Annotated in this window: 14 protein-coding genes and 3 pseudogenes; 8 read left to right on the top strand and 9 right to left on the bottom strand. The window is 48.1% G+C overall.

The genetic code is table 11. The annotated features are described in order from the left end of the window. Positions 1 to 65 precede the first annotated feature (65 nt). Positions 66 to 2,816, bottom strand: a complete 2,751-nt coding sequence (locus ACWYVB_RS07410) for a M16 family metallopeptidase (RefSeq protein ID WP_457528560.1) — start codon at positions 2,814 to 2,816, stop codon at positions 66 to 68. A 364-nt stretch (positions 2,817 to 3,180) separates the two neighbouring features. On the opposite strand from ACWYVB_RS07410, the gene ACWYVB_RS07405 reads away from it, so the two are divergent. Then, the gene (locus ACWYVB_RS07405) at positions 3,181 to 5,067 is read left to right on the top strand and encodes a methyl-accepting chemotaxis protein (RefSeq protein ID WP_053808230.1); all 1,887 of its coding nucleotides are present in this window, start codon (positions 3,181 to 3,183) and stop codon (positions 5,065 to 5,067) included. A 117-nt stretch (positions 5,068 to 5,184) separates the two neighbouring features. Here ACWYVB_RS07405 and fecE read toward each other — a convergent pair whose 3' ends face one another. The 6 genes from fecE to ACWYVB_RS07375 all read right to left on the bottom strand — a co-directional run bounded on the left by fecE (position 5,185) and on the right by ACWYVB_RS07375 (position 13,274). Next, entirely contained in the window at positions 5,185 to 5,949 is a 765-nt protein-coding gene (gene fecE / locus ACWYVB_RS07400; RefSeq protein WP_005477430.1) for a Fe(3+) dicitrate ABC transporter ATP-binding protein FecE, read from the bottom strand. A 2-nt stretch (positions 5,950 to 5,951) separates the two neighbouring features. Next, the gene (locus ACWYVB_RS07395) at positions 5,952 to 6,923 is read right to left on the bottom strand and encodes a FecCD family ABC transporter permease (protein WP_457528558.1); all 972 of its coding nucleotides are present in this window, start codon (positions 6,921 to 6,923) and stop codon (positions 5,952 to 5,954) included. Next, the gene (locus ACWYVB_RS07390) at positions 6,920 to 7,879 is read right to left on the bottom strand and encodes a FecCD family ABC transporter permease (RefSeq protein WP_457528691.1); all 960 of its coding nucleotides are present in this window, start codon (positions 7,877 to 7,879) and stop codon (positions 6,920 to 6,922) included. The genes ACWYVB_RS07395 and ACWYVB_RS07390 overlap by 4 nt, the downstream gene beginning before the upstream one ends. Positions 7,880 to 7,953: 74 nt before the next feature. Further along, entirely contained in the window at positions 7,954 to 8,877 is a 924-nt protein-coding gene (locus ACWYVB_RS07385) for a Fe(3+) dicitrate ABC transporter substrate-binding protein FecB (RefSeq protein WP_457528556.1), read from the bottom strand. 101 nt (positions 8,878 to 8,978) lie between these two features. Further along, a complete protein-coding gene (gene pvuA / locus ACWYVB_RS07380; protein WP_457528554.1) occupies positions 8,979 to 11,117 on the bottom strand; it encodes a TonB-dependent siderophore vibrioferrin receptor PvuA in 2,139 nt (712 codons plus the stop codon). A 120-nt stretch (positions 11,118 to 11,237) separates the two neighbouring features. Continuing rightward, on the bottom strand, positions 11,238 to 13,274 hold the full coding sequence (locus ACWYVB_RS07375) for a TonB-dependent receptor (RefSeq protein ID WP_301660145.1): 2,037 nt from the start codon (positions 13,272 to 13,274) through the stop codon (positions 11,238 to 11,240). 250 nt (positions 13,275 to 13,524) lie between these two features. Between ACWYVB_RS07375 and ACWYVB_RS07370 the strand changes: the two genes are divergently transcribed. Genes ACWYVB_RS07370 through ACWYVB_RS07350 form a run of 5 tightly spaced genes read left to right on the top strand, consistent with a single transcriptional unit; the run spans position 13,525 to position 20,773 of the window. After that, positions 13,525 to 14,736, top strand: a complete 1,212-nt coding sequence (locus ACWYVB_RS07370; protein ID WP_301660146.1) for an ATP-grasp domain-containing protein — start codon at positions 13,525 to 13,527, stop codon at positions 14,734 to 14,736. After that, entirely contained in the window at positions 14,733 to 16,565 is a 1,833-nt protein-coding gene (locus ACWYVB_RS07365) for an IucA/IucC family protein (RefSeq protein ID WP_457528551.1), read from the top strand. Before ACWYVB_RS07370 ends, ACWYVB_RS07365 begins: the two co-directional genes overlap by 4 nt. 6 nt (positions 16,566 to 16,571) lie before the next feature. Then, positions 16,572 to 17,777, top strand: a complete 1,206-nt coding sequence (locus ACWYVB_RS07360) for an MFS transporter (RefSeq protein ID WP_253657868.1) — start codon at positions 16,572 to 16,574, stop codon at positions 17,775 to 17,777. Then, a complete protein-coding gene (locus tag ACWYVB_RS07355; protein WP_114322715.1) occupies positions 17,749 to 19,578 on the top strand; it encodes an IucA/IucC family protein in 1,830 nt (609 codons plus the stop codon). Before ACWYVB_RS07360 ends, ACWYVB_RS07355 begins: the two co-directional genes overlap by 29 nt. Continuing rightward, positions 19,571 to 20,773: a type III PLP-dependent enzyme gene (locus ACWYVB_RS07350; protein WP_114322714.1), complete on the top strand. Its 1,203-nt coding sequence runs from the start codon at positions 19,571 to 19,573 to the stop codon at positions 20,771 to 20,773. Before ACWYVB_RS07355 ends, ACWYVB_RS07350 begins: the two co-directional genes overlap by 8 nt. A gap of 73 nt (positions 20,774 to 20,846) precedes the next feature. Here ACWYVB_RS07350 and ACWYVB_RS07345 read toward each other — a convergent pair. Beyond that, positions 20,847 to 21,116, bottom strand: a pseudogene (locus ACWYVB_RS07345) (ABC transporter substrate-binding protein); the annotation flags it as partial. On the opposite strand from ACWYVB_RS07345, the pseudogene ACWYVB_RS07340 reads away from it, so the two are divergent. Further along, positions 21,113 to 21,367 (top strand): annotated as a pseudogene (locus tag ACWYVB_RS07340) (PTS transporter subunit EIIB); the annotation flags it as partial. The pseudogenes ACWYVB_RS07345 and ACWYVB_RS07340 overlap by 4 nt on opposite strands. Before the next feature lie 95 nt (positions 21,368 to 21,462). On the opposite strand, the pseudogene ACWYVB_RS07335 reads toward ACWYVB_RS07340, so the two are convergent. Then, positions 21,463 to 21,762 (bottom strand): annotated as a pseudogene (locus ACWYVB_RS07335) (DUF302 domain-containing protein); the annotation flags it as partial. 307 nt (positions 21,763 to 22,069) lie between these two features. On the opposite strand from ACWYVB_RS07335, the gene ACWYVB_RS07330 reads away from it, so the two are divergent. After that, complete coding sequence (locus ACWYVB_RS07330; RefSeq protein ID WP_457528549.1) at positions 22,070 to 24,061, top strand: U32 family peptidase; 1,992 nt, start codon at positions 22,070 to 22,072, stop codon at positions 24,059 to 24,061. Positions 24,062 to 24,200: the final 139 nt, after the last annotated feature.

Genomic DNA, 24,200 nt, shown 5'->3' with positions numbered 1-24,200 from the left:
AAAGACGGCTTTCACGCCGTCTTTTTTATTACTAGAGACAAGAGCTTCGTCAGAAGCTACAGTGATTATTCGGCCGGGTTTAAAATCATCACCGAGCGCTTTGCTTGTGGACCAAAAGCCGCTCTCGCATGCGCTTTCACTTCTTCTAATGTCACACTCTTAGCCGCTTTTTCAACGTCAAGTAACACATCGACGCCGTAATCATGCACCAAGTAGCGTGTATACGACCATGCGCGCTGAGCAGGGTTATCATCTAATCCTTGCATCGCTACCGCCAATTGCTTCGCTGCCGTATCCACTTCTTTTTGCGTGATGTTCGAAGCTAAGTCATCAAACATTTTGCCTAACTTGCTATCTAAAACTGCCACGTCTTCGGGCTCAACTTGAGATTCCAAGAGCCAATCAGAGATTGGTTCGCGATCTTGCGTCACAGTGTAAATATTTGGGCTGTAATCGAGACTAGACTCTTCTCGCACAATATCCAAGACACGCGCATTACTGATACGTTGCAAAATATCTTCGATAACCGTATCCCTTGCCGTACGTTGGTAATCGTTCGTGTTAGTCAAACGCATTACATACAACGATGAAGGTTCATGCCCATCCGCAACGACTGTTCGCGCCGGCACGTCGGTGTTGAACGCAACATGGTAATCAATCGAACGACCCGGTTTCATCTCGATGGAGGCCACATACTTACGCAAGAGTGGCGTAATTTCTTCCGGCTCGACATTTGCCACAATGACCATCTTAAAACCATCATTGGTTTTGAAAAGTTGCTCATGCACCGCCAGTATTTGCTCGGAAGTCACTTGTTCAACATCGTCACTGGACACTATACGATGACGACTACCCGGCAAATAAGAATTACCGTTTGCTTTCTGAATCAGTTTTCCCATCGGCGATTCAAAAAAAGCGCCACTCTGCTGTTTAAACTCTTGCTTTGCTGCCGCCATCTGGCGCTCGTCGACTTTAATCTCCGTCGCTAGGTTGTATAGTCCATTCAACGCGTAAGTTAAATGCGTTGTTGGCGCGGTAATTTGTGAACCGTGACTGGTCGCATCAAGAATCGCGCTAAGCGCAATGTTATTTTTGCGTAAGTAACTGTCTAACTCTGAACCAGAAAATGCCCCTAACCCACTGCGTATCGCCGTCGTTGCGGCGATTTCATACGCAGCATATAACGCTGGATCAACGGCGGCTTTACCGCCTTGGCTCGCATAGTAAATATAAGCTCGACCACCCGCTTTGGCATCTTTTTGGAACCACACTTCGACACCGTTTGATAGCGTATAAACTTGAAAGCCACCCGCTTCCTGACGCATGCTGGTGATGGTACCTTCTTGAGTAGGCTGTAAGAATCCATCCACTTTGTCATACATCTCTAACGGTTTTTCGCCCGTTTGGAGGTAGGCACTGTATAGATCGGTAAATACATCATTGAACTGAGCTGACGTTTCACTTTTCCCTAACCCAATCACAAAGATTGGTTGCTCAGACAACAAGGCATTCAATTGCGTGTTAATGCTCTCTAGGTTCTCGTTGTTGATGAATTCAGACAAACTCTGGGCGTAACTCTCTTTTGATTGACTCACACTGCCTTGGTCAATTTGGAAAACACGCGCTTCTGCGTAGCTGTTTGGCTTACGCTGACTCCAATCTGAATCAATATTTGCAAGTTCACCTTGCCAATTTGACATGATGCTCTCTAACTCAGATTGAGTCGCACCATAATCTCTCAGTGACGCCAACGTGCTGATGAAAGTTTGATGCATTTGTTCACGACGCTCAGGCGAAAACGAAATACCTGCCGACATCATGCGCTGGTAGTTGGAGTAGTAAGGCTGGGCATAAGCATACTGAAAAGGTTCAGCGGCATCATTAAGTACACGAATCAGACGTTGTTGAATTAGCTGTGTTGCGACTTCATCACGCCACACTTGATGCTGTTGTTCAATCGTAGTGCTGCCACTTAGACCACGCTCAATCACTAAATGAAGGCTTGGTGATTCCATCGTGTTACTTGGCAAGATTCGGTTTTGGTTATTCACTCGAATATCGCGGCGCTTCTCTATTACGGTATCCGAGGTGCTTTCCCAGTTCGAGAATTTGTTTTTGATAATATTGGACAGTGAATCCACGTCGATATTACCGGTCACAATCAACTCGGCATGTTGTGGTTGGTACCACTTGTCGTAAAACGCTTTTAGCTTGCTTGATGAGGCATTTTGAATCGCTTCGCGAGTACCAATTGGGTCGTGTTCACCATACATAGTGCCTTCAATCGACGCTTGATAAGCATGCATAGAAAAGGACTTATCATCCGGGTTAGCACGTCGCCATTCACCAAGGATCACCCCTTTTTCTTTCTCTACTTGTTCAGGAGCAAACTTAAGTCCGTTTCCGATATCTCTCATCCACTTCAGGGCATCTTCCAGCTTTGTATTATTGGCAAGATCAAGTTGGTAAGAAGTTTGCTGATAAGTGGTAAAGGCGTTGATATCGGCACCAAAGCTACCACCAGATTGCTCGAAAAGTTTAACAACGTCGTTGCCGGTAAAATGCGTGCTGCCATTAAACGCCATGTGCTCAACAAAGTGAGCGTAACCTTTTTGATTGGTTTCTTCTTGGAATGAGCCGACATTCAGAACCAAACGGACCGATACTTCTTGGTCTTTTGTTGGGTAAAGATGGTATTTCATACCGTTCGATAACTGGTCGATATGCCAGTTGGCGTCAGGCTGAATCGGCGTCGATTGTTGTGTCAGAGCACACCCTGACAGTAATAACGCGGGGACTAACAATATACTGCGCATAACTATTGCCCATAACAATGATTAAGCCGATTAATATAATCCTCGTTCGATGACCTTCACATTTTTAATGGATTATTTACTACTCAAACGTGATGTAAATCACCTTTTAATGAAATAAATTATCATTTACAAAAATAGACAAATCCTTACTTTACAAATAGATAAATAACACAGCTTAAAAGCCTTTTTCTTATTTGATGTAAAACTCAAAATCGCGACATGGAGTCAGTATTTATTTTGAGCAATAAAATATAATTATTGAACAGATTCGAATCTGACTTTCTGCTGCATATTCAACGGCTCGGTGAGTCCTGATGAGAATAAAAACACAACAACTATTATTCAAAGATCTATTATTCGCTTTATGTTCAAAAATCTATCATTAAAAAACAAACTGGCAATCTCTGCCAGTGCTGCCATCATTCTCGGGGGAGTGCTGGTAGAAGGGCTGTCTTTTCGAGATTCATTAAACAGGCTGGATGTCGAAGTCGCGCAACGACTAGAAAGCACCAGCGCATCTTACAATCAATACGTAAAGGACTGGTTACTCTCAAAAGAGCGAGCACTGACGTCACTCTCTTCCGATTCAGAGAAGCGTTCTCTGGTTACGCACTTGAAACAAGTCCGAGACTCTGGCGCGTTTGATAACGTCTTTCTCGCTTACCCAGACGGCTCACAAGACAACGCTAATGGGGTGGTTTTGCCACCAGGTAATAACGACCCTCGCAAATGGGGTTGGTACACCAACGCCATTGCCAATCCATCGAAAGTCTTTATGGATAACCCAACCGTCGCAGCGGCCACGGGGGCCAACGTCGTGTCGCTTGGTAAAGCCCTGCAACTACATGGTCAAACCGTCGTTCTGGGTGCTGACGTCGAGATCGGTGATATTCTGAACAGCCTCAACCAAGTGATCCTACCGGGTGAAGGCTACATGTTTATTGCCAATGAACAGGGCAATATTTTCACCCATAACGACGGTAAGCTGCTGAATCAACCTGTTAGCAAGCTGGGCCTAAACAACAGCGATATTACCTCTGCCGCACGTTCCGGCACAGAGCGTCGTGTCTCGATTAACAACACCGAATATGTGGTTTACGCGCGCCATATTGAGGGCACCAAACTCACAACGGTCACAGTGTTAGATCAAAACTCGTTGGTTGCCCCACTTTACGATGCTGTTTGGGATCAAATCATCGCAACCACCATCGTCGTCGTTATCTGTGTAGCTTTGTTTAATCTGCTATGTAACATCTTGTTCCGTCCGCTCTACAACGTTTCGAATGCGCTTGCACAAATCGCCAACGGTAGCGGCGACCTAACTCAACGCATCAAAGTAGAAAACCGTGACGAAGTTGGTGAACTGGCTGAAAACTTCAACCAGTTCGTTGAAAGTTTGCAGCAACTTATTGGTCACATTCGTCACCAAGCGGAAGAACTGAGCCAACAATCGGAGCTGAGCACGACTCGCGCGAATCAGTCGGTTTCTGATCTGAACCATCAGCAACAAGAAATTACTATGGTGGCGACCGCTGTGACCGAAATGGCATCGGCAACGCAAGAGATTGCAGCGCATGCAGAGCAGACGGCCAAAGCCGCACAAGACTCTTCAGCGAGCACACAAAATGGTCATGAACTGGTGATCAACTCCAAATCGTCCATCAACAATTTGTCTTCTGAAGTCAACCAAGCGAGCGTTGTCATCGGCGAGCTCAACCAGCACGCGCAAGACATCTCTACAGTACTATCAACGATTCGAGACATCGCAGAGCAAACCAACCTACTTGCTCTCAATGCGGCGATTGAAGCGGCGCGTGCAGGTGAACAAGGTCGCGGTTTTGCCGTTGTTGCAGACGAGGTTCGCGTGCTATCACAACGCACACACACCTCAACCGAAGAGATTCGCTCGACGATCGAGACTTTGCAACAGACCACACAACGCGCTGTGACCATCATGGATACAAGCTCTCAACTTGCCCAAGGATCAGTGGAAGATGCCGATCGCGCAGCACTGGCTCTGGATGAAATCAACGCGGCCGTTGCGTTGATCAGCGATATGGCAACGCAAATCGCGACCGCAGCCGAAGAGCAAACGCACGTAACCAATGAAATCACACAAAACGTTACGTCAATTAAAGATGTGACTGATCACTTGGTGGTTGGTGCCGAAGAATCGATGAATCAATCTGCTGAGCTGAAATCACAAGCTGAGGATCTCAACTCGAAAGTAGCGACGTTTAAACTGGCTTAAACGCCACGTTAGGAACGCACTTAAAAACAACAAACCCCGCTAGCAAATGTATAACTAGCGGGGTTTATTTTTATGGCTCGACGTTTTTATTGCAGATAGCTTTCGAAAGACGTAAACCTACACCGCCACACACATCGGCGTACCTGAGATTGGGTCGTTAAATACTCTCGCTTGTAAATCAAACACCGATGCCAACATGCCCTCTGTTAGTACCTCTTGCGGCGTTCCCTGAGTGACTAACTGACCTTTTTCCAACACCACCAAATGATCACAGTAACGGCAAGCTTGGTTTAGATCGTGCAGCACTACCACCACTGTTTTGCCTTTGTCGTTCATCTGCCTCATGAGTTTCATCAGCTCAACTTGGTGAGAGAGATCCAAGTAAGTGGTGGGCTCATCAAGCATCACTACGTCGGTATCTTGCGCCATTACCATCGCAATCCACGCCCTTTGCCTTTGACCGCCAGACAACGATTCAACTGGCTTGTCAGCAAACTCAATCACTCCAGTATCTTGCATTGCTTGCTCGACCAACGCTTTATCTTGCTGACTTAACCGCCCCCAGTGAGAGAGATAAGGCGAGCGGCCATATTCGACCAGTTTTCTGACTGTAATACCTTCAGGGCTGACAAGAATCTGCGGCAGTAAAGACAACGAACGCGCCAAGCGTTTATCGCCGTAGTTGCTTAGCGGTTTATCGTCATACAACACTTCGCCAGAAGCTGGTTTATTGATGCGTACCAAGGTTTTTAATAGTGTCGACTTACCGCAACCATTTGGGCCAACAAGCGCGGTAATTTTACCTTGAGGAATCGACAAAGAGAGATCCGGAATGATGGTCTGTTTGCCGTACGCGACGGATAAATTCTGCGTTCGTAACATGCTTACCAACCTCGATAACGATACAAAAGAAAAATGAAATATGGTGCGCCAATAACAGAAGTCAGCACACCCGCTGGCAGCTCAATTGGTGGCTGTAAGCCTCTCGCTAGACCATCGGCGCAAATCACCAACAGCGCGCCAAGGGTTGCAGAAGCAGGAATCAATAACTTGTGATTGTGGCCAAACAGCAAACGCGCAAGATGCGGCGCAAGCAGGCCAACAAAGCTGATCGTGCCTGCCACAGACACACTGATGCTCGCCAATAGCACGGCAGCAATCAACGCAAGAGTTTGGATCTGTCTTGGTTTCGTGCCAAGTGTAGTGGCGCTTTCTTCTCCCAGTCCCATCACATCTAACCGCCATGCCAGCCAAAACGCCAATGGTAGTAGCAGCAATAAAGCACTCCAAATAAACGGCACTTGTTGCCAGTTTCGTCCCCACAAACTGCCGGTTAGCCATACCATCGCCGTGTTGATTTCGATAGGGTGCACAATCAGAAGAAAATCGATACCGCTGGCTAAAAATGCGCTGACAGCAACACCAATCAGCGCCAAACGTGCTGGTGTTGGTTTCGACCAGTAAGCCAGCACAGCAATAAAGCCAGCAGCAAGCAAGCCTCCCGCCATGGCGACCATCGGCAACATTGCCACTGGCGCATTCGGATACAGCACCAACCAAGCGGTAGCCGCCAGTCCTGCTCCGGCGCTTATCCCCATTAAATCTGGTGAGGCAAGTGGATTACGGATGACGCCTTGCACTAAAACGCCTGACAGCCCCAACCCAGCGCCCACGCCAATGGCGAGCAACATTCTCGGCAGTCGATATTGGTGAATCACAAAGTCCGAATCAGAGAAAGAAAACAGCAATGCAAAAACCTGTTGAGCCGATAAATTCGCCGCGCCAACAAACAACGTGAGAGAAGACGCAATCAGCAACAATCCAAGTAATGCAAACAGTTTGGTTTGATTCATCATGATGATTTCCTCATTGCAATCACGATAAAGCAAGGTGTGCCCAACAGTGCGGTAATCACGCCCACCGGCGTTTCGGCCGGAAAGGCAATCGCTCGTGATAAAGCATCTGACCACGTCACCAATGCCGCGCCACACAAGGCGGAAACCGGAATGAGAATGTGATAGTTGTGACCAACAATCGGGCGTACCAAGTGCGGCACTAACAACCCGACAAAGCCAATTGGCCCTGCAATAGCTACGCTAGTACCTGCCAACAGCACAACCGCTAAACCACTGATTAATCGCGTAAGACGAATGTTACCACCCAACCCGACAGCAACTTCGTCCCCTAGCGCGAGTAAATTTAAGTTCCGCGCTAATCCCATAGCGAGCACCAAACCTAAAGTCGCAAAAGGCCACAGTTGCTGCCACTGCTGAGAATCTACCGCAGAGAGTGAACCCGTTAACCAATGCAACACGCTGTAAGCCATGTCATCTGCCAAAATTACCGACGCACGAGTTAACCCTATCAATAGCGCACTGATGGCAATGCCCGCTAGCACTAAACGCAATGAGTGAGAACGCGCGGAGAAAAAACCGCCCAACAACATGACCGCACCACCACTTAGTAGCGCGCCGAGTACTGCGTTGATGATTGGGTTCAATTGACTAAAGAATGGTACGCCGATGGACGCCAAGGCCATAAAACACGCCGCACCGGCATTAATGCCGAGAATGGATGGCGACGCCAAAGGGTTACGAGTTAATCCTTGCATCAGCACTCCGGATACCGCAAGCGAAGCGCCAATTAATAACCCAGCATAGGCACGAGGCGCACGCAGCGTCGCGAGGATTTGATGCAGCATATTGCCCTCATCAAACGCAAACCAATAGCTTGTCAGATCATTAACGCTCAAAGAAAAGTTGGACCAGCCAATCATTGAGGCTGCATAGCCTGAGAGCGTACACAACGCCATAGCACAGACAAACAAGCTCGCTTTCCAATGCGATTTGCTAACCGAAGACGCGCTTTCCGAGCTTATCGCCGCACTCATGAGCGCTCCAATAACGCTTCAAGATTGCGGGCAATTTCTTCCGCAGCCAACATGCCGCGATTTAACGACCACAGTTCAGGAGAAACCTCAACAAGTTGCTGTTTTTTCGCAGCAGTTAGCAACCAAAACAATGGGTTTTTGCGCCACTCATCCACAATATTTGGTTGAGAGTAAAGTCCAACTAACAACCAATCAGGGTTGGTTTTTAGTAAAAGTTCGAAACTGGTTGGGATATACGCTTTTTGCTCAGATGGAGCCAGCGGGCTTTGGATGCCCAGCGTACTCAAAACGCCCCCAGCGTAAGAAACCGGGCTATGCAGCCACATCCCTTTGTCAGAAACCACACCAAACTGAATGGTTTCTTGTGTCGCAAAATGCTGTTTGAACTCCGCCATTGTCTGTTTGTGCTGCTCAATTCGTTGTGTCATTTTCGCTTGTTTGCCAATTGCCACGCCGATTTTGTGTGCGGATTCGAGATTTTCTTGATATGTCTCACCACGGCTTTTTAACAGCAAAGTTGGCGCAATTCGCTGCAAATCTTGATAAATCGCGCGATGACGTTCTGCATCAGCAATGATCAAATCCGGCTTGAGCACCGCAATCGCCTCTAAACTCGGTTGCGAGCGCATGCCGACCGATTGCCAAGGCTCAACCTTGGCACGAACAGCAGGAATGACTCGTGTGGCATCGTTGTCATCGGCGACGCCTACAGGTGAGACATCGACTGCCGCTAATGCATCGACAAACGAAAATTCTAAAACCACAATACGTTGAGGTATCGCTTCTAGCTCAAACGTGCCTTGCTCATCTTGCACGCTACGCACCTGAGCACTTGCGGAAAATGACATAAAAACTGAGCTCAACAGCATCAGCAAAACGGTTGAAAAGTGTTTGATCGTAAATTGTTTTTTATTTTTCATCTTGCTTTTTTCCAGTGCTAAGAGTTTTCCATTACCTAAGATCGGCAAAGTCGCCAAGGTAAATTGGCGACTTTTCTTTTCAAACTCGGTGAACGAAACGCTTAAAACTGATAGTTCAGATCCAGTGTATAAGAGCGTCCCGGAGCTGGGTACCGACCAACAGGGCTTGTATCAATCCCGCGGAAGTAATACTCCTCGTCAAACAAGTTGTTCACCGCAACATTCATGCGTAACTTGCCTTTGTCGTCTTTGTATAAATCCGTCCCCAAGTTGAAATTCCACACCATGTAAGATGGTACTTTACCCGTTGCGCCTGTTGCATCTTCGGCACTGGTGTTGGCGTTATCGGTATACGAATCACTGAAGTAGAAGCCCGATAGCGTGGTGTCCATGCCGTAAAATGCGTAGGTTGCATCCCAACCAAGCTGATGCTTAGAGGTGTAAGGCAGTTGATTACCTTTATTCGCGCCTTCTTCTTCAAGCGTAGCGTCTAGATAGTTGTAGCTTGCGCCTAAACTCAGTGCAGGTAGTGCTTCAGGCACGTAACGAGCAGAAAGCTCTATGCCTTGGTGAAGTGTTTTTCCGATGTTATCGAAGGTCTGCGTTGAGCTTTGCCATTGCAATTGATCTTCAAAGTCGATGCGATAAAGTGCAGCGTTAAAGCTGGTCGCATCTTGGGTGTAACGCGCGCCGACTTCGTAGTTCCAAGCCAGTTCGCTACCTTCTTCACCCAAGCCTCGGATGTAGGCAATTTGTGGCGCACGAAGTGATTTTTGCGCGTTCGCATACGTTATCCATTGATCAGTCACGTTATATGCCACCGTCAAACCCGGCAACCATTCGGTCACCGTGTTGTCTGCCGTTTGCTTTTTACCACGATCGGTAAACGTCATTCGAACCGACTCAACACGCAACCCAGGCGTTACCTTCAATGTATCATTGAACAAACCAATTTCGTTGCTAACGTATCCAGCAAACGCGTCCGTATCTAAATGCCAATCACGCGGAACGCTGGTTGCACCACCGGCGATTGGAGTCTGAGTGAGTTTGTAGTCAATGTCTTCGTTAACATAACGGGTACCCACGATCCAGTTTTGAGTAACGGATTTACCTTCGCCAAAGTACATCGCCATTTTTGGCTCTATGCCGTACACGGTAAATTCACGTGGAGAGGTACGAACGTCCGTCGCTGGCAAAGCCGGATCCGCCCAATGGCCACCCGCGCTGTTAAAGCCCCACTTGAAAAGACGCTCTGACTTATGGCCAAACGTTAGCACTTCTAGCTCGGCACTGTCGGCAAATGGCAAATCGTGGATGTACTTAACACTCCAGCGCGTCGACTTACCTTCATAATCATCGTAAGGACGTTTCGATTGGTGACGATCTTGCTCGTAATCTTGTGGCGAAAGTGCGCCCGGCATTTGCGTTTCAGCATCGTAACGTTGCAGGAATGCTTGAATCTCTTGAGTGTCACTCAATAGCCACTGTGCTTTAGCTTGAAAGTTCTTCACGTCCGTATCGGAATGTTCACGGAAGCTTTCACCTTTTAGGAAGTTACCTTCCAACTGCAGTGCAAATGTGTCGCTTAACCAGCCGCCCGTGCGTAGGTAAAAATCATTCAACGGCGCATCACCGCCATCAAACACGGTAAGGCGGTTACTGATTTCAGTTTGCCACGTGTGTGGAATCGGTTTGGTCACTAAGTTGATCACACCACCGACGTTGTTTGGGCCGTACTGTACTGCGGCACCACCGCGTACAATGTCAATACGATCAAGCATCGACAGTGTTGCTGGGAAGATAGACTGACCAGTGTGACCATATGGCGCAAGTGTTAGCGGTACACCATCCATCAAGAACTGAGCATGACCGCTACGGCTTGCTTTCAAACCACGTACGGAAATGTTAGGCAATACGCCCGTTCCGCTTTCATCCTGAACTTTAATACCCGGCACGCGCTGTAGCGCGTTATCAATCGAGCCTGCGGCGGTTTTCTCGATTTGATCGCGGGTAATGACGGTACGAGCACCTGGGTACTCTTTGACGTCTTCAATTTCAGATTTACCAATCACGCTACCAGTGACAACGACGGTTTCCATCGCGGTAGTTTGTTCTTTTTTAGCAGGAGCGGCAACCGCGCTCATGGATGTGGCAGAAGCGATTGCAATCGCAAGCACACTGTAAGTGGTAGACAAACCAGCACGTACACGCACTTTACCATCCAAATTCTGGTAAGACATTAAGATCTCCTTTGCGAGAAATTGAGCCTCGGGCAGAATACATCCCGTAAGCTCTCGGGGCTAAACATCCTCAATATGAGGTAAAAGTTGGCTAACAGGCGCTAACTACGCACAACAAGCCTAGAACTGATATCCATAGCTGAGCATGAACTCGGCTGGTGCGCCGTAGCCAATCTGGTTTAAGCCAGACGTGCCGTTTGTTGCGCCAAGAATGTATTTCTCATCCAAAATGTTGTAAGCGTTCGCTTGGATTTTGTGACGACCAGTGGTGTACGCCGCCATCAAATCCACCGTTGTGTAATCGCCAAGTGCGACGGCTTCGTCGTTACCTGCGTAACGGTCGCCCACGTATTTCACACCACCGCCTAAACGCCAGTTGTCATCCAATTGGTAAGTGCTCCAAAGAGAGAACAAGTGGTCTGATACATCGTTCGGCTTTTTGCCTGTGGCTTTGTCTTCCGCATCCAAATAGCTGTAACCCACAGAGATGTCCCACTGTTTGGTGATTTGACCGCGAGCCTCTAATTCAATGCCTTGGTGACGCACTTCAATTTTATCGATCACATCGCCGTCTACGTTAGTTTGTGGCTGCTCTTGATCAATCTGGAACAGTGCCGCATTCAACATTAATGCGTTATCCAGCAGGTACGCTTTCGCCCCCACTTCTTTTAAGTCGGTATGGAAGAATTCCGCCAACTTTGGATTGATGTAGATGCCTGCGTACGGCAACTGCCAAGAGCGCGCTAAACTGGCGTAAACGGAGGTGTCGTAATTGATGCGGTATACCAAACCAGCGCGGTAGCTGACTTTGTCATCGTCCAATTTTTCCTTACCTGAACCCGCTTTTTGTTGTTCGAGTTCCATCGAGTCGTAACGCACATTACCGATCACAGAAAGGTCGCCCCACGTGTACACATCTTGTACGTACACACCCGTGGTTGTGGTGGTATTGTCACGGAATGGTTTGAAGCCCGGATCGGGTGTTGGGCCAACGACTGGGTCGTAGATATTTTGCGGAGGAAGCGTTTTGTCACTTGCCAACGTTAGGTCGATATCGATCTGGTTGAAATCTGCACCCACCATCAATTGATTGTCACTGGTTTCCCAAACCAACTCAGATTGTAAAGTGGTCGTAGTACGAGGGTCGTAGCCAAAGTTATTCACGGTTTGAGACACTTCATTGCCCGTCACTTTGCCCTGACGCGTGCCTTTTTGCTCAAGTTCGATATGGTTGAACGCCGCTCGGTTGTTCCATACCCATTGATCATTCAGACGCCATTCGTAATCCACCGCAATACGGAGACTGTCTGACTCCTGATAGTCGTTTGTACCGCCAAAGTAAGTGCTTACTGGCAAATCAACTGGCTTGCCATTTTTTGATGGCACACCACGATATGGCACTAGTTCTTGATGGGCGTATTCCACGTCAATATCAATGGTGTGACCATCCGCTGGTAACACACGAATGGTCGGTGCAATGAAGAAGTCGTTTGAATCAACATGATCAACGTACGAGTCGGCTTGACGGTATTCCAAGTTAATACGCCCGTTGACCTTATCTGTAAACGCCATTGAGCTGTCGACCTGACCGACATACTGGTTGTTGCTGCCTACACTGCCGTTTACGTGAGTAAAATTCTCACCGTTAGCGCGTTTCGTCACCAAGTTGATGATGCCCCCAGCCGAGCCACGGCCATACAATGCGCCCGCAGGGCCTTTCACAATTTCAACGCGTTCAACGTTCGCTAAGCTGCGGTAAGACTGCAACGTACCGTCATCTCGCAAGCCATCACGGTACATATCGTTGAGTGAATCAAAACCACGGATCATAAACTGATCGCGGCTGCCTTCGCCCAAGGTGTTATTGACCCCGGCTACCCCATCTAGCGCATCCACTAAGCGCACCGCGCCTCGGTCTTGCATTTCTGTTTTCGTTACTACGGATACCGCTTGTGGCACATCAAGCCATTCCACATCGGTTTTGGTGCCTGATTGAGGCATGTATTCAGCATAACCTTCGTACTGATGCCCGAAGACTTGAATCGTTTCAGTTGCTGATGAGGTTGAGTTCGTCTCTTCTGAAGCCACTGCGCTTGGTGCTACTAGTGAAGAACCAATCGCGACCGCCAAGGGGGTCAGGGTCAATAATTTATTCATTCCATAATTCCGTTTAGTTGTTATAAAGCCAACGGATGGAAATAAGAACAAATATTATTTCTATTTGCAATATTAATTTTATGCTCTATATTTATTTACCCTAAAAACACAACTAACAACAAAAAAAACCAAACATAATAACAATAAACACTAAAACTTCTGCCCTCCGTCTCGCGAGAGGCACATTGGAAGACGACCGTGAGCGACTTTATCAACGTTAGAAGAAAATGTTAGAAAATTAGGAAAGCTCATGAAATCTACGATGATTATCGTAAGTCATGTCGTTAACGATGCAGTCACTCACGGCTTCGTGCCTGCAGCTAAAGCGATGGACCTTCACGTAGTTCTTATCACCGACCATAAGCTCAGCCATTTAGAGTTGGCGAGTCGTGATAGTCACTTTAATCCGGATACCATTCTAGAATGTGATGTCTTCAACCCATTAGAACTCATCGAAACCATCACGGAGCATGAATTAAAGCCAGACGCTATTTTCAGCAATAGTGATCACTTACAAACTTCCACCGCCATCTGCGCGCAATTTTTTGGCCTCCCATCCAAAGATTGGTCTGTCACGTTAAAGGCCAAAAACAAACACTTAACTCGACAAGTGTTAAATGAAAAAGCCCTACCCAACATACAAAGCTGTTTGCTGCACCGCCATTCGAATGTGGCATTAGGCATGGCCTTTCCTGTCGTGGCAAAACCCAAAGAAGGCGTGGCAAGTTTAGATGTGCAGCGCTGTGACTCCCAAAGCGAGCTCGACGTATACTGCGATGCGTTTTGGCAAAAACACCCAAACGCCGCCATTCTGGTGGAGCATTTCCTTCAAGGGCCGTTGGTTACGCTAGAAACTTTAGGAGATGGTGAGCGCCTTATCGCCGTGGGCGGCTTTGATGTGTCGCTCTCAGAGCCGCCTTACTTTATCGAAACGGCCGCAGACTGGAACGGACCAAACGGCATTGTTCACCGAGAAGCTTGCGTGGCTCAACTGAAAGCGTTTGGCGTTGGTTTTGGTGTTTGCCACAGCGAATTTATTATCACTGAAAACGGCCCAGTCCTAGTGGAAATTAACTACCGCAGCATTGGAGATGGTCGCGAATTCTTGCTCAACAATCTCGCTCACTTCGGTTGGTTTAGCACGATTTTAGGTCTGCATTTAGGCCGAAGATTGGACGGCGATTACCAAATTCATGGTTCAGCGCACGTGCACTACGTAGTTGCGGAACACAGTGGTGTGATTGATGGAGATTCGACGTCGTTCATCCAACACGATGACGATATCATCACCCAGCAACAGGTACTAAAAACCGCTGGAGAACACTTCCAACAGAGTTATTCCAATAAGGATTATCTCGCCCGAATTTCGATTGTCTCACCATCAGGGCGAAACCTCGACCAAGCGCTGCAGAACGCGCTTAGCAATTTCGATCTAGCTCCGACTCGTGAGGTGGCAGCATGAATGACAACGCTTTGTATCTAACGCAACGATTGATCGACACTTGCTTACGCGAAGGCATGTTTGGCATTTTGTCGAAGGCCAAGTTCAGTAGCGACGCGCCAAAAGGGGGAATTGTTCCTCAAGACGAGCAAGTCTGGCTGATATTTGCCAACTCTGATTTCACGTTGTATTTACCTGTTGCGCCAACGTATTACATGCAGCACTGGCGCTACGGTCACTCCAATGACGAAACACCACAAGGTTGGTGGGTGGAGAAAAATGGCCAATTCGAGCATCAACAACATTACAAAGAGTGGATTGCACTACTAACGACACTGGCGCATGAGAGCTCTCACGAATTATTGGCGGGATACCTTCAAGAACTGGAATGTGCAGAGAAACACAAAGCGCTGTGTGACCAAGCGTTTCATCATCACGCAGACCACATTTCTCAACCAATATCCGAGCTTGGTTCCTGGCATAAAAAGCTGCTGCTAGCCGACCAGATCGCTTCTTACCTTGACCATCCGTACTATCCAACTGCGCGTGCGAAGTTTGGTCTGAGCGATGAAGACCTTGCTAAGTACGCGCCCGAGTTCGCACAAAGCTTTGCTCTGCATTGGATTGCGATTGAAAAATCACTGGTGACATTAACCAGCGAACAACCTGATTGCTGGCCAACAATGGATCAAGTGGGGCTTCCTGCTGATTTTGCACTGAGCCACGTACTGTTCCCTGCGCATCCGCTAACCCTTCGCTCTTTAGAAGCCTTACCCGAAGGCATGATAGAAGCGCCGTTTACGTGCCTAGACGTGACGCCAACGCTTTCCGTTCGTACTGTGGTCGTCAACGACGCGCCGCACATTCACATCAAAGTTCCGCTGATCATGCGATCGCTAGGCACGAAAAACATTCGCTTAATCAAGCCTTCAACACTGTATGACGGCCACTGGTTTGAACGTCTACTCAGCCACCTTGAACAAACGGACGCAGACTTAAACACTCGCTTGTTCCATTGCAACGAAAAGCACGGTGGGCACGTCGGCGAGGATAAAACCTTGGCGTACATCGTACGTGAGTACCCACTTACTCATTGCGAAGATAAAGCGTTAGTTCCGGTTGCAGCACTGGCTAGCCCAATGCCTGACGGTCGCTTGTTTTTAGAACATTTGGCGGAGCAGTACTATCAACAAGATACGCTGGCTTGGTTCCAAGATTACGTCGACCTATTATGCCAAGTGCACCTCACCTTGTGGCTTCGTTATGGCATCGCATTGGAGTCCAACCAACAAAACGCCATCGTTGCATTTGATCAACAGGGCAAAATGACGCTCGCGATGAAAGACAACGACGCGGCGCGAATTTGGCCAGAGCGCTTCCACTTTGCAACAGAGCATGCTGCCCAAAAACACGGCGCAAAACTACTTCCAGTGGATTGCGATGAACTGCTCGACCAACGCATCAAAGTCGACAATGAATTGGCGCTCGGTCAGATGTTTACCACCATCACATTACAACTGGATATTGCAGCGATTGTAGAAGCCATGGCAGCGAAGGGCATTGCCTCTTCAGCATCGCTTTACGCCATCGTGGCCAAAAGCATTGCAGAGCAACTCAACCGATTGGAAGGCGAAGGGTTAGAAACAAAACTGGCACGCGAGTTACTGCAAGAGGCGCCTGATTTGTACGCCAAGTACTTGTTGAGCTCTGGCAGTTTGCTCTCGAAAGAGGCCTCCGGCGCGAGTGACATCAATAAGTTCTATGGTTTGTCGGCTCCGAACTTCTTGCTGCTTTCTAGCGAAGAAGCGCAACGCGCCTACTTAGAAGCCATCAAAAAAAGCGTACGTTAAACGATTATGACCAAACTCATCTACAGTGTGTTGTTGTGCCACTTTATCGCTGCGTTTGCCGCGTTAGGTATGCCGCTATTTCTACCCGTCGTGTTGCCAACGTTAGGCGCAAGCATTGATGCGGACTGGGCAGGGGTATTGTTTATCCTACCCACGTTTTGTACTGCGTTGGCGGCACGATTTTGGGGCAGCTTTGCCGATCGCTATGGTCGCCGCCGCTCACTCTTGCGTGCGCAACTTGGCCTTGCAGCAGGGTTTGCGCTGTGCGGCTTGGCAGACAACCTCGCCATGTTTGTGTTTGGTCTTATTGTTCAAGGAACCTTTGGCGGCACCATGGCCGCCTCAAACAGCTACTTATCTAGTCAAATTAAAGAAGCCAAAACACTCGGCAAGTCACTCAATAAAACCCAACTATCTGCTCGCTTGGCGCTGATCGTTGCGCCCATTGGGCTCGGCTGGAGCTTGTCCGAAACCAACCCGCTCAACGCGTACCTGTGGTTATGCATTTTGCCTTTAATTGCGATGGGCATCACACTAACACTGCCAGCGGATAAACCCGCCGAACAAAACCTCGAAAAGCCAAACTCAGAATCTCAGCAAGAACAACCTGTTGCAAAGAAAAACGCAATGCATGCCATTCGTTGGATCTTCTTTGCTCAGTTCGGGTTTGCGTTTTCCATGGTGGTGACCTTTCCTTATTTCTCGCCGTTTGTGCAGCAATATGGCATCACTAACCACGCATGGATCGGTTTTTTGTACGCACTGCCGCATGGCGTCTATCTGTTGCTGGCAGGCAAAATCCACGTGTTGTCAGATGGGCTGAATCGCCATCAACCGCTGCGCACGTTGTGGCTCGGGTTTGCATTGCTTGCCGTGAGCTCTGCCTTGCATTTGATTGCGTCCGAAACCGCACTCATTGCTGCGAGAATTGTCTTCGGCATCGCGATGGTGTGTTGTTATCACGGATTGCATCAGCATCTTGCGAGCAATCTGGATCGCAAACTCAGTGGCAAAGTATTTTCTCGCTTTGATGCCATGTCCAAATGGGGTGGCGTGGCGGCGGGATTTTGCGCTTCTTTCATTTCTAGCTTGGGGCTACTTGAGGTTCCTTTCCTACTTTCTGCGATAGTCAGCGTAATCACCTTGATCGCGCTGGTTCTCCATTCAAAATTTGGAAATCAACATGTTACAAACTCAATCTTCTCAGACTAGCGAATTACGCGCGCATGATGTGCAGCTCAATCGGGAGAAGGCCCAACTCAACACGATAATGGGTGTTCTTAATTGTTACTTACGTGAATTTGCACTGCCGAATCAACAAGTAGAATGGCACTACCAATCGACATCGCTCCCCCAAACGTTAAAGCGCAACTATTCCGCAAAACAACGGGTAGCCGTTCATCTGTCTCAACAAAATGGCCTGCTGGTTTTACCGATTCACTACGCGAGCAAACTGGGCAAAATCAAATTGGCAGAACTGCCTTGGGCAAAAATGCCGGGATCTGGTTGGGCGAAATTGGATGCCACGCAAACTCTTACGCTTTTGCTTAACTATCTCAAGCAGGTGTTGGCGATCCCGTTTAACCATGAGCTGATCGAACAACTGGAAAATAGCGTGCTGGTTACCGAGCAGTTTCTCAACGTCGCACCCAAATCGCATCACAACGAATTTATCGCTTCGGAACAATCTCTGATTTGGGGGCATACTTTCCATCCGACCCCAAAAAGTCGTTCGGGCGTCACCATGGATGATCTCTTGGCGTTTTCTCCAGAAGTCTGCGCGCAAGTCCCGCTGTACTGGTTTGAAGTGGATACATCGTTACTTGATGTGCTGAGTTCCGACGGAGACGCTAACCCTGCGCAACGCATGCTACAACAGCTCGCGCCACAACACGCCACCAGCAACGGGAAGACCCTCTACCCTTGTCATCCTTGGGAAAGCTACACCATTTTGAGCAACCCAAGCGTGAAGCGTGCCATTGAACAAGGCAAGATCACGCCACTAGGTTTAGGTGGTGAAAAGATGCAGCCGACCTCTTCAGTTCGTACCCTCTACCATCCAGACATGGACTGGTTTGCGAAATTCTCCATCAACGTACGATTAACCAATTGCGTGCGCAAAAACGCGTGGTACGAACTCGACAGCGCCGTGCAGCTCACGTCGATTCTCAAACCGATTCGAGAAAACGAACAGCTGCACAACCCCGTATTTAAAGTGATGACGGAGCCTTACGCCACCACGTTGAATCTAGAAAGTGTCGCTGAGCGCAATTGGGACGACAACACCAAAGCGCGCGAATCGTTTGGGATTTTATACCGCGAAAATTTCTCGCTGAGCGAAGTCGATATCTTAAAACCAACCCTCGCTGGCGCTCTGTTTGCTTACGACAAAAACGGCAACAGTTGCATTGCTCAACGCCTTAAAAACAAAGCGCGTACAACGCAAAATCGCTATTCCGACATCGCGACACTGTGGTTTGAACGCTATTTGCATTGCCTAATTCCGGGGGTGTTTAACTACTACTTCAAACACGGGGTGGCGTTTGAGCCGCATTTGCAAAACACCTTGATTGGCTTTGAGCAAGAGATGCCGTGTTGTGTTTGGATTCGTGATTTGGAAGGAACCAAGTTACTGCCGGAGTTTTGGCCAGCAGAAACATTAACTGACTTGTCTGAACGCGCGCGACAATCGGTTTACTACAGTCGCGAACAAGGCTGGAATCGCATCGGATACTGCACCTTTATCAACAACATCAGCGAAGCGATTTTCTTCATCGCAGAAGGTGATGAGCCACTAGAGCAAACGCTGTGGAATGCGGTGCAAAGTGCCATTGTGCGTTGGCAATCAGTGAATGGAAAACAGCCGGAACTAGAAGCGTTGCTGAATGGCGGTCACTTCCCAAGCAAAAATAATTTCACCACGCGTTTGATGCAAAAAGCCGATAAGGAGTCGGGCTATACCCAAGTCGCCGCGCCTTGGCAGCAACACGAAAAAGGAGCGCAACATGTCTAATTCACTCTCCCTACCGACACGCGTTAGCCAGCAAGTTCACACGCTCGCACAGCAGCAAAATCAACCCTTGTGCGCGTACGTGTATGACCTAAACGCCTTAGAAGAACACATCAAACAACTGCGTCACGTTTTGCCGAAAAATGTCGAGCTATTTTACGCAGCCAAAGCCAATCCATCGGGCCCGATTCTCAAAACGCTCGCGCCGTATGTCGATGGTTTTGAAGCGGCATCTGGCGGGGAGTTGGCACACCTCCACCAGCAGCAACTCGATAAGCCATTGATCTTCGGTGGCCCAGGAAAAATGCCAAGTGAATTGCAACAAGCGATTGAGCTGGATGTTGATGCAATTCATGTCGAAAGCCTCACCGAGCTGCAACGCATTGGAGCAATAACCGAGCGCCTCAACCGCCCTGCTTCGATCTTTTTGCGTATGAACATTGATATTGGCGACATCACGCTCAGCAAGTTGGCGATGGGCGGCAAGCCGACTCCTTTTGGTTTGGACGAGTCCGAACTGAGCAATGCTTTGATGTTGCTACGCGATTTCCCGCAAGTGTCACTGAAAGGTTTCCATTTTCACTTGATGTCGCATCAGCTCGATGTTGAACGTCACTTAGCGTTAATGCAGCGCTATTTCCAAGTCGTGAAGGCGTGGCAACAAAAGTTTGAACTCGGTGAGCTGATGATCAACTTGGGTGGAGGCATGGGGATTAACTACCAAAACCCTGAGCAACACTTTCCGTGGATGGAGTTTTGCGACAAGTTGGAATTCCTGATCGCTAAAGAGCAAGTGCAAGACTGGACACTGCGTTTTGAATGCGGACGTTTCATCACGGCGGCATGCGGTTATTACGTGATGGAAGTGCTCGATATTAAGCAAAATCTTGGCGAAAACTTTGTCATCGCACGCGGGGGAACTCACCACTTCCGCACGCCAGCAGCGCAGAGCCATGATCATCCATTCGTCATCCTGAAAAGCAAGCAACACCATGAGATTTCTCATCCAATTCAGCATGCACAAGCAACTTTTGTCGGCCAGCTTTGTACGCCCAAAGATGTGCTGGCACGCAATCAACACGTCGCCCACGTCGATATTGGTGATTATGTTGTGTTTACCTTAGCGGGCGCCTATGCGTGGAACATCTCCCATCAAAACTTCTTGATGCATGAACCGCCGATCTTCCACTATTTCTAAACGGCATACTTCGCTTTATTCAAGCCCCAATCATTGGGGCTTTTTTACTCCACTCGGCACAAATTCATTGCCATTAACCGCTTTGCGAAATAGCAATAATGCGTTTTATCAGCTCGTCGGGTTCCATCTTGGGATTGCGGTAAAAACGGAAGATTTCCGAGTTTATCGCTTGCTGAGCAACCGGATTGACCGCCATCGAATCAATCATACTCGGCACAGCGAGGTTGTGTTTAACGCCGTAGTGAAAGTCTTGATATGACTGGACCTGACACGGATTAAAATCGCTGATGTCGATATCAGTACGTACCGGAATCGAGCCTTTTACCTTATTGAACTTAGATTGCCGGACAACCTGATGAAATTGCGGTGGATGTAGTAGCTGCATTGGGCGGCAAAGCCAACATCAAGTCAGTCGATGCGTGTATTACTCGTCTGCGTGTCTCGGTGAAAGACATTGCCAACGTTGATGTTGCTAAGCTAAAAGCACTTGGCGCGCGAGATGTATTAGTGATTGGCGACAGTTTACAAGCGATTTTCGGTACGCAGTCTGACTCAATTAAGTCAGAAGTGCACAGCGTACTCGCCACCTCCTGATCTTACCTCCCCCAATATAGGTAAGATTTGCCAACCTCCTTGTGAGGTTGGCTTTTTCGTTTTCGGAGTAAAAAAAGCGAAGCCAATAACCAGCCCTACTTCGCCGCCGCGTTGGTTAAATTGCCCAACACGCCGCTGATTTTGTTCAATACCTCGTCACAGCCTTCAATATGATGGCGCTGCTTTAAATACATAGGATCGTTGTAAGCTAACCACGTTTTACCTTCAGCATCTTCATACACCAACACTTTTTGGGGTAAATCGAGCGCCACTTCCTGCGCACAGATCATCAGTGGTGTGCCCACTTTAGGGTTCCCAAACACGATAACTTCGGTTGGTCGCAAAGTCATATCGACTTTCACGGCGTTCTCTTGATGGTTAATGCGTGCTCGCAACGGTTACCACACCCTCCCCAGCCAATGCACTCAATGACGTCAACGCCACGACCAACCCGATGATTACTTTTTTCATTTGTCGTCCCTTCCTCTCTATCTGAGTCGAAAACTGTAACTATATAAAAACCAAGTGTAGGAAAACTATAGAAGTCAGATTCCGCTATCGCGAATTGCACTCTACCCACTCAAGAGTCGACCGTGTAACACGGATTAATTGATTCAGATTAATAAAGCGTTAACTAGCTGAGCATCAAAAGCGTGAAATACGTAACATTTGCAGCCTATTTTAGTAAGAAAGAGAAAAGTAGTGACACGCGATCAATTTGAGTTATTAGCACCCGGTGGTGATTTAGATTCCATCAAAGCCGCCATTGCCGCTGGCGCCGATGCAATTTACTGTGGGCTCGACCGCTTCAATGCTCGTAACCGAGCGACCAACCTCACCTTAGATAACTTAAATGGCGTGTTAACGTTGGCCCATCAGCACAGCTGTAAGATTTTCCTAACGTTGAATGTGCTGATTTTAGAAAGTGAAATTCCAGCGATTGTTCGCTTACTCAGCCAACTGAACACCACCAAAATCGATGGCGTGATCGTGCAAGATCTCGGTCTGGCCTACATTCTCAAACATCACTTTCCCGATTTGGATGTGCACGCTTCAACGCAATTAAACACGCATAACGAAGGCCAGATCCTCTTTCTCAACCAGCTCACCGCAAGCCGAGTAAACTTATCTCGCGAACTTAACATCGATGAAATAAAACATCTGGCGCAATTTGGTCGCGAGCACAACGTAATGATGGAAGTGTTTGTCCACGGCTCATACTGCATCGGATTCTCCGGAATTTGCTATATCAGTTCCGCTCGCAATGGCGCATCAGGAAACCGTGGACGCTGCAGTCAACCTTGTCGCGAACAGTACGAAACGACCAAAACGGGCAACAACTACCCACTCAATATGAAAGACAATTCCGCCTTTGGGGACTTGAAAGCGCTTGCCGATGCTGGCGTGTATTCATTAAAAGTGGAAGGACGAATCAAGAAATCGCACTACGTCTATACCGTGGTCGACAATTGGCGTCAGCAAATCGATCGCTTGTGCGAGGGTTTGGAACTCTCTGAAGACACCACCGAGTTATACACGGTGTTCAACCGAGATTTCTCCAACGCATTTTTGCAAGGTGATTTCGGCAAGGCGATGTACATCGACAACCCGCGCGACCACGCTGTAAAGCATTTTTCGAAGGTTTATCAATGCCCGTCTGCTGATGATGTGCAAGCGGTGAAAAAGAAACTCTACGACGACAAAACCGCGATCATTGAGAAAGTGGCAGAGCAAACTAAGTCGTTCGATGTCGCTTCGACACAAGTATCCGGCAGCAGCTTGAAAGGGTCGATTGATGTGCCAACTCTGCCAGCGTTACCTCAACCAGAACCTCGCCAAGGTGCGCCAAAATTATCGGTTCTGATCTCGTCAGCACAAGAAGCCATGCTGTGCGAATACCACGACATTGATGTTTACTATCAATTGCCAATGGGATTGTCTGGCGAACTGAGCGCGATGATTGAGTTGTTCCAAGCCAACCCAATGCTCAAACCTTGGTTCCCAGCCATTTTGATTGGCGAAGACTACCACGCCGCGCGCGTATTTTTGGAAACCATCCAACCTGAGTTGTTGATCACCAACAACTCAGGCGTCGGCATGATCGCAAAAGAGCTCGGCTTAGGCTGGGTGGCAGGCCCACAAATGAACACGGTGAACTCATACGCGTTTAAATGCCTTCAAGACGAGTTCGCGGCAAGTGGCGCGTTTGTTTCTAACGAGCTGAATATGAAGCAGATGCGCCATATCAAGCGTCCGAAAAACATGCGCAGCTTCTACAGCATTTATCATCCAAATACCCTACTCACGAGCCGCCAATGTTTGTTCCAACAAACCGAAGGATGCCGTAAGGTGAAGGTCAACAAAGGTTGTTTGAAACGCTGTGATAAACGCACGTCTATCATCAACTTAAAAGACAATCCTTACGTGGTGCAAAAACAGAAAGGCAGCCACAATTCGATCTACAGCGAACACAACGTCTTAAACCTGCAAGTGCTGCACGATCTGCCTCAATTATTTACCGATGTGTTGATCGATCTGCGTGATATCCAGACCGAAACGACAGTCTCAGCAAGCAAACCTGAGTTGATTGACGCGTTCTTAGCTCTACTTGAAGAACACAGCGAACAAACCGTCCAAACGCTGAATGCCATGATTAAACCAACAGCCAACGCGCAGTATTTAAAGGGGTTGTAGAATTTTTCTAACGAGGCAAACAAAACAATAAATTATCCTACACTCTACTAGAGGGAAGCGTAACGCTTTGTAAGTCAGATGGTTGGCTGAAGAACATAGTTCATCAATAGAAGAACTTCCTGGCCATTTGAGATAATTT

It is taken from the genome of Vibrio sp. JZG10 (assembly GCF_054064075.1).
This window is presented reverse-complemented; position numbering and strand designations above follow the sequence as displayed.